Here is a 6,698-nt window from a genome sequence, read left to right as displayed (position 1 = left end):
GCTGGACCCCGACCCCACCGTGCCGTTCAGGCAAGGTCGCGACACATCACCCGTGACCGCGAAGACGGCGCCCGTGCAGCGGCAGCGCCCCTCTGTCAGACGCAGGATGATGCCGAGCCGCCGCGAGTTCGGCGACCTGCTCGACGCCGCCGAGCGCGAAGTGATGGCGCAGCGGCCTGGCATGCAAGCGGAGCGAGTGGTGGCGCAGCTGAGGGAGGTGGAAGCGGCGTGGGGTCCGCGTGAGCGCCTCGTCGTACGGGCTCAGCTGGTCCGCGCGGATCGTGCGCGGCTCGAAGGGGACTGGCCCGGAGCCGGCAGGCTGTACCGCACCGTGGAGCGGGCGCCTCTCGGCGCCAAGGACCTGGACCTTCTCCTGGAAGCCCGCGTCGGCGTCGCCGAATGCCTGGTGCCGGAGAAGGACGACACCGAGGCGGCCTTCAACATGTGGAAGGCGGTGGTCGTCGAGCTTCGCGGCCTGTCCCGCTCGTCCCTCAAAGTGCATCGGCGCTGTCGCGAGTTCGCCGCAGAACTCGCCGAATGGGGCCACCGCGATGAGGTCGAGACGATGCTCAGCTCTCTCTGAGCCGCCCGGCGGCCAGAAGTTCCGTGAGCGTCCGGCTCAGTGTCGCACCCACGTTGCCCACCTCCGCGACGGCCTGTTCGAAGCGCACCAGCCGACGATGAATGTCGCCATATCGATGCTGTTCGTCGATGGGAAGACGAGGCACCAGGAGACGCCGCGGATCCACTCGGGATGTGGTGGTGGCGTGTGTACCGGCCTGCCGTGCGTTGAAGTGCGCACGCAGACAGGCGGCCAGGAACCATGGGTCGAGACGCTCGGTGTCGGGCCGGAGCCGATGGATGTGCGGCCCCAGGACCGTGGGTGCCGCAACGTCCACCCATGCGCTGAACTCGGCCGACGGAACGACCACCACCACGTCGTTGGACGATGTCACGGTGATGCCCTTGTCCCGTTCGAGCTGCTCGACGTCCTCGGCGGCTACCCAGAACTGGGGCGGCTGCCCTTCCCTCAGGTCCGCGACGGTGAGCACCGGAACCCCGTCATGGGGCCGCTCACCCCGCCGTATGTATCCGTCCGGGATCGCCTGCCCTGGTGCCAGCGCGAGCGTGCCGGCTTGCTCCAGGTCGGCGACCGCGACAGCGTGGGCGTCCGCCACTTCCCGAACCAACTCCAGATCGCGCAGGACCTTCCCCAGATCCTGAGCTTCCTGCAGGCTCGAGTCGAACTGCCGCCAGGTACGGCGATGATTGACGACCGATACCGACACACTGGTGGGCGCATGCCGTGCGGGAGTCAGGTCGGTCTCCTCGCCCAGCAGGTCAAGAACCGGTATCTCGATGCTGCTCTCCCGCGCCTCACCTGCCATCGCTCCGAATACCCGATCTCGGACGGCGTCCCAGTCGACAGCCTGAGCGCGAGCGGCTGACAAGGTGGCCCGGCAGTCGGCCGTGTCCACCATGAGGACCGAAGGAGCGGTCCGGCGCTGGGCCGGTGGTTGCAGGATCCACAGGTGCAGGCCGACCCCGAAGGGTGGAGCCGCACCCGGGGGCAGGGCGATGACAGCTCTGAGCGACCCCGCACGCAGCATCGCCGCCCTGATGCGACGGCCCGCGCGGCGTGAGGCCACGGCGGGCGGCAGAAGCACGACCGCGACGCCGTCCTCGCCCAGCGCGGAGACGATGTGCTGCACCCAGGCGAGTTCGGACTCGGTTCGTGGTGGCAGGCCGAACAGCCATCGTCGATCGGTCGCCAGTTCCGCGTGTCCCCAGTCGCGTTCATTGGTGGGCGGATTGCACAGGATCACATCAGCGCTAGCGGCCGGGGATTCGCTCCGCAAGGTGTCGGTCGTTTTGAGGTCGATCTCGGGCGTCTCGGCCAGCAGCGACAATCTGGATCTCGCCAGCATGGCGAGAACGGGGTCTCGTTCATGGCCGAGAAGCCGGCATGCGCCCTTCCAGCGTTCCGCGCCGGCCAGGAGCAGTCCGCCGGCACCGCAGGCGGGATCGAGCAGTGTGCTGATCCTTCCCGGTCTGGCCCGGGCCGCCACTTCCGCCATGAACGAGGCGAGCGGAGCCGGTGTAGTGGTGATCTGGCGGATATGCGTGCCGAGCCACCGGTCGAGGAGATATTGGAAAGTCTCGCGGCCGCCTTCATGCAGGGAGAGCTCAAGAGCCTGATCAACCAGATGCTCTTCGCCTGGATCGAGTTCGCGATGAGGCGCGTCTCGCAGCCGGGCACCGAACTCGGCGATGACCCGTCCCATGCGATCACGATCGCCCAGAGCCTCAAAAGCCGGCCAGAGGCGTTCGAGTGAACCGGCGGACGACCCGAGCTTGTCGTGCTCACGCAGCCACTCCTCGACCTGGACCAGGGAGAACTGTGGGCTGGTGTCCGTGCCGCTGACAGGGGAGGGGAATGTGTGATGCCGTCTCCGCCAATTGCTGACGGCGGCCCGTCCGACTCCCGCGATGCGCGCGATCTCGGCGAGTGTCACCACGACAGGGCGCTCGCCCATGAATATCAAGCCCTTCTGAAACCAGCCCGCTCAGGTCCCCAGACCTGGGCGCAACTCTGTTGACGCAGTTTTCATCATACCCTCCAGTAGGTAGAGTGACCAGGAAGTTCGTACAGGCGTTCTAAATCAACTGCTGAGACTGCTGCGAGACGAACGGACTGGGCGCGCCGCTCCACGACACGTAGAGCGCCTCACGCGCCCGCGTGCAGGCGACGAAGAGTACGCAGCGCTCACGCAGCATGTCGCTCTCGTGCTGGAGCCGGTCCACCTCCGCAGGCGTGATCTCCTTGGCGAACGGCACTGCACCGGCGGTCACCCCCACCACCGCCACGCAGCGGAACTCCAGCCCCTTCATGGCATGCATGGTCGCCAGGCGAACCCCCTCGGCGTTCGCCGACGGCTGGTCCTTGACCTTGACCGCCGGAATGCCCTCGGCCGCCAGCCGGTCGTGGACCTTGTTCAGCAGGATGTTGAAACGCGTGCACACGGCGATCTCGCCCGGCCGCACCCCCTGCCCGAGCCATTCCCGCACCCGTTCCACGACCGCCGCGACCTCGGCCTGCTCGGCCGGGAAAGCGGCCGTGCGAGGGCGCTTACCGTGCAGCAGGGACCGGTAGCCGGACAGGCTCTCGTTGCCCTGTCCGCCCAGCTCCTCAACGAGCGACCCGTCGAGCAGGCCGGTCGACCAGGTCAGGATCTCCGCCGTGCTGCGGTAGTTGATGCGCAGCCGGCCGCTTCGCCCGGCCACGGAGATGCCGAGTGAGCTGAGTGACACCTTGGAGTCGTAGATCCGCTGGTGCGGGTCGCCCGTGATGAAGAGATCGTCCGGGCCGTCGAGGACGGCAGCGCGCAGCACTCGCCACTGTGCTGGGTGCAGGTCCTGAGCCTCGTCCACGATGACGTGGTCGAAGCCGTACCGCCTCAGGTCGGAGCCGCCGAGCAGGCGGGTCGCCTCCGCGCAGAGCTGCAGGTGGGTGCTGACGCCGCCACTACGGAGCTCCGTCGTGAACGCCTCCACCGCATCCCAGACCTGCTCCCGCTGCCGCGGCCCGATCGCCGTGCCCCGGCCCCGCCGGGGCGCCTGGAGATACTCGGTCCGCGAATTGATCCGCTGCGCGAGGACGACATGCCGGTACTCCTGGTGCAGGAACTGCTCGGTCCACGGCAGGTCCAGCCGCCGGATGACGCGCCGCCAGACCTGCCGCTCGTCGGCGTCCCCGATCATCTTGGGCGTGCGGCCGGCCAGCGCCCGTACGACGCGGTAGGCGTAGGCGTTCACCGTGGTGACGTCCACCCTCGCGAGCTGCTTCTCGTCGTCGAGAAGCAGCTCAAGGTTCTCCCGCAGCGCCGCCGCGAGCGCGGTGGTGTACGTCGTGAGCAGGATCCGGCTGCCGGGAGAGCGGGTGAGCAGGTGCTTGACCCGGTGCAGCGCGACCACCGTCTTGCCCGTTCCCGGGCCGCCCGTCACCTGCGCCGGCCCGTTGTAGGAGGGCCGGTACGCGACGCGCCGCTGCGAGGGATGCAGGAAGACCCGCCACGCGGCGAACGGCTTGCTGAGCACGTCGGTCAGCTCGTCCGCGCTGCTGACCAGGGTGATGCGGGTCGTGGTGTTGATGATCGCCCGCTCGAGGCTCTGGTCCGCGTCGGCAGAGGCATCGGCGGGGCGGCGCTCGGCCACGACCTGCTGGTAGACCTCCTGGGGTGAGAACCCCTCCGCGAGATACTGCAGCACCTCGAACTGGTCCTCGGGCAGGAGCGAGGCGAACGCGTTCAGCTGCGGCTGGTCGATGATGGTCCGGACGGCGCGCAGAACCTGGTCGTCGATGCCGAGATCACGCAGCACGGTGTCGGAGTGCTTGGCGAACAGCAGCGACGGCGCCTCGGCCGCCGCCTGCTCCAGGGCAGGGGTGAGCTGCTCGATGGCGACGACGTTGCGCACCTCCAGGGCGTGCGTGGCGGAGTTGACGGTGTAGAGCCGCTTGGCCGCCCATCCGTAGGCCTCGTCGTGCGGAACGACGTTCAGCAGCAGGAACGTGTCAGTCCCGTCGTCCGGGGCCAGGACCACGCCGCGCCAGAACTCGGTGACGCGGATGGTCCGCATGCGCGGGTCTCGCGCGTTCACCACCGACTCCAGGTGCAGGCCCTTGTCGGCGTACAGCTCGGCGATGGCGAGCTGCTGGAACCGTTTCATGGCCTTGCGCACGCCCGCCTTGACCGGCTTCTCCAGAGCGTCGAAGCTCTCCCAGAAACTGTTGGCGAAGGCGAGCTGCGGCACGCGGAACCTCCTGCACGAGTGGAGGCACCCAGGGTATGGCCGAGCCGGCCGGCGGAGCCAGCGATCCCGGTCGATTGCGACCGAGAGGATTGCATGCTAGGAGGGCATCTCCTATCCTGCTAGGAGGCTGCTTCCTAGTGCAGTAGGATCCTCGTTGTGACCGAGATCCTTCCCCCGCACATGCGGAAACTCGCCGAGATCGCAACGATCGTGGCGGCCGCAGGTGCCACAGCTGACTGGCTGTACCACCTCAAGGGCGACATGTGCGCGCTGCGTGTGATCAAGGATGGCGTCATCTCGGTTCCCGTCATGATTCCTGCCGACCCGGATCGCGATCCGGAGCTCTTTCGCGAAGCCGTGAAGCGGCTGGAGGCAATCGTAGAGAGGATGAGCCGATGAGCAAGACGATTATCTATGTCGTCACCTACGAGAACCGACGGTGGGTGTCACGCTGCCCTACGGGTGAGGTTGACGGAGTTGGTGTGGCAAGCTCCTTGTCCCAACTGGAGCGCGACTTGACGGAGATTCACGCCTGGGCATGGCCCGAGGAGACTCCCGCGGTGGAGTTCGTCTTCGATCTTCCCGAAGAGGTGGCGGGGGTGGTGGCGGAATACAGCCGCGAGAAGGAACTAGCCGAAACGCATGCCAAGCGCGCCGCGGAACTCGCGGTCAAGGCCGCGAGAGTACTGACGAGCCACTGGTCGGAGCCGGATACGGCTCGGGTCATGGGTTTGTCCAAGCAGCGTGTCCACCAATTGAAGGTGAGCGCCTGACGGTTCTCGAGGGCGTGCGTATCGCCATGGGTGTGCTGTTTGCTGAGCCGGACATCACATTAGTCGTGCTGATTGAGGGTAGCGTGTGCATTGGCGTCGATTGAGGAGTTCGAGTGAATCTCACCCAGCACCCCTTGACGGATTTCGAGCAGCGCCTCGTCAACGTCGCGGCCGGCCGGGAATATGAACTGACCCACTTACTGGTGAAGGTCTGCGAATTACGCCATCCGACAAGCTGCGTGACGATCTATCTCGACCGGCAGCGTAACCTCCGCCAGGCGATCAGAGTGAAGATCCATCCGGAAACCTCCGGTGAGATGCTAGAGGCGATCGAGGGCATCCAAGGTCTGAGCATCAAGCCTGACTTGTTCCACCATGCCAATATGCGCCGTTTTCCGAAGAGACTGAACGGCGGCAAAGAGAAGATCAATTTCGCTCGTGCAGTCGTATGCGCCGATATCACTGCCTTCGATCGTCTGCTACAGACGCTTGCGGTGGAGTGATCAGATCATCGCGGTAAGGTTCGTCGAGACTGAGCCGGTTATTCGAATCGCGACGTAGGTCTCGTGGCCATCGTCGGCGCGGACGATAACGCCAAGGTGGAGCGTTGGGAAGTCCGCGGCATGCTCGTGGACGTCATGTAGTGAGCCCCGTCTTCGCGGATACCGACGGCCACAAGCCAGTCCCGAACCTCGGAGGTGGGTTCATCGGCGAGGACGTCACCTCGCCATCGGCCGGTCTTGACCTTGAAGAGGACGACATCGTCGATGGCTCGGATCCGCTCATGCGGGGTGTCAGGGGCGGCGAACTGCTCGTTTGCCTTCTGTCTCTGACGGCTTCGGACACGAGGTCCTTCTTGGTCATGCCGAGGAAATGGGCAGCCTGGGAGATCAACTCGTCCGTCGCGGGGTCGATCTTCAGGGGTGTTTGACGCTTCGTGGCAGCAGCCATATCTATCCCTCCCGCGTCCACGGTACCTAAGTACCTCAGGCTCTGCCTGAGTCGACGTAGGTCGCGTCACCGCGACGGTCGTACGGACATCGTCGGATCTCAGCAAGGCCTACTCGGAACGTCGCCGAAATCTGCCGCTCCCAAAATTCTCAAGCGAGCCTG

Annotated in this window: 7 protein-coding genes; 5 read left to right on the top strand and 2 right to left on the bottom strand. The window is 66.2% G+C overall.

All coding sequences use genetic code 11. The features are described from left to right. Positions 1–583: hypothetical protein (locus FAF44_RS37100; RefSeq protein WP_237108022.1), on the top strand; the 583-nt coding region annotated here is incomplete at its 5' end. Here FAF44_RS37100 and FAF44_RS37095 read toward each other — a convergent pair. Further along, on the bottom strand, positions 570–2,537 hold the full coding sequence (locus FAF44_RS37095) for an N-6 DNA methylase (RefSeq protein ID WP_237108021.1): 1,968 nt from the start codon (positions 2,535–2,537) through the stop codon (positions 570–572). The two genes, FAF44_RS37100 and FAF44_RS37095, sit on opposite strands and share 14 nt — an antisense overlap. 121 nt (positions 2,538–2,658) lie before the next feature. Beyond that, on the bottom strand, positions 2,659–4,812 hold the full coding sequence (locus FAF44_RS37090; protein ID WP_237108020.1) for a UvrD-helicase domain-containing protein: 2,154 nt from the start codon (positions 4,810–4,812) through the stop codon (positions 2,659–2,661). Between the two features lie 156 nt (positions 4,813–4,968). Between FAF44_RS37090 and FAF44_RS37085 the strand changes: the two genes are divergently transcribed. From FAF44_RS37085 to FAF44_RS37070, 4 genes are all read left to right on the top strand, one after another. Next, positions 4,969–5,211, top strand: a complete 243-nt coding sequence (locus FAF44_RS37085) for a hypothetical protein (protein ID WP_237108019.1) — start codon at positions 4,969–4,971, stop codon at positions 5,209–5,211. Then, entirely contained in the window at positions 5,208–5,585 is a 378-nt protein-coding gene (locus tag FAF44_RS37080) for a hypothetical protein (RefSeq protein WP_237108018.1), read from the top strand. The genes FAF44_RS37085 and FAF44_RS37080 overlap by 4 nt, the downstream gene beginning before the upstream one ends. A gap of 113 nt (positions 5,586–5,698) precedes the next feature. Further along, positions 5,699–6,088 carry a hypothetical protein gene (locus FAF44_RS37075; RefSeq protein ID WP_237108017.1) on the top strand — a complete coding sequence of 130 codons (390 nt, stop codon included), beginning with the start codon at positions 5,699–5,701 and terminating at the stop codon, positions 6,086–6,088. Between the two features lie 140 nt (positions 6,089–6,228). Then, on the top strand, positions 6,229–6,516 hold the full coding sequence (locus tag FAF44_RS37070; protein WP_237108016.1) for a hypothetical protein: 288 nt from the start codon (positions 6,229–6,231) through the stop codon (positions 6,514–6,516). Positions 6,517–6,698 lie beyond the last annotated feature (182 nt).

The organism is Nonomuraea sp. MG754425, assembly GCF_021699195.1.
Classification (GTDB): domain Bacteria; phylum Actinomycetota; class Actinomycetes; order Streptosporangiales; family Streptosporangiaceae; genus Nonomuraea.
The sequence above is the reverse complement of the archived record's forward strand: the minus strand, read 5'-3'. Positions and strand labels throughout refer to the sequence as shown.

Bases quoted from the DNA above. Each gene is read 5' to 3' on its own strand.
- FAF44_RS37095 (WP_237108021.1), bottom strand. From the start codon at position 2,537: ATGGGCGAGCGCCCTGTCGTGGTGACACTCGCCGAGATCGCGCGCATC.
- FAF44_RS37080 (WP_237108018.1), top strand. From the start codon at position 5,208: ATGAGCAAGACGATTATCTATGTCGTCACCTACGAGAACCGACGGTGG.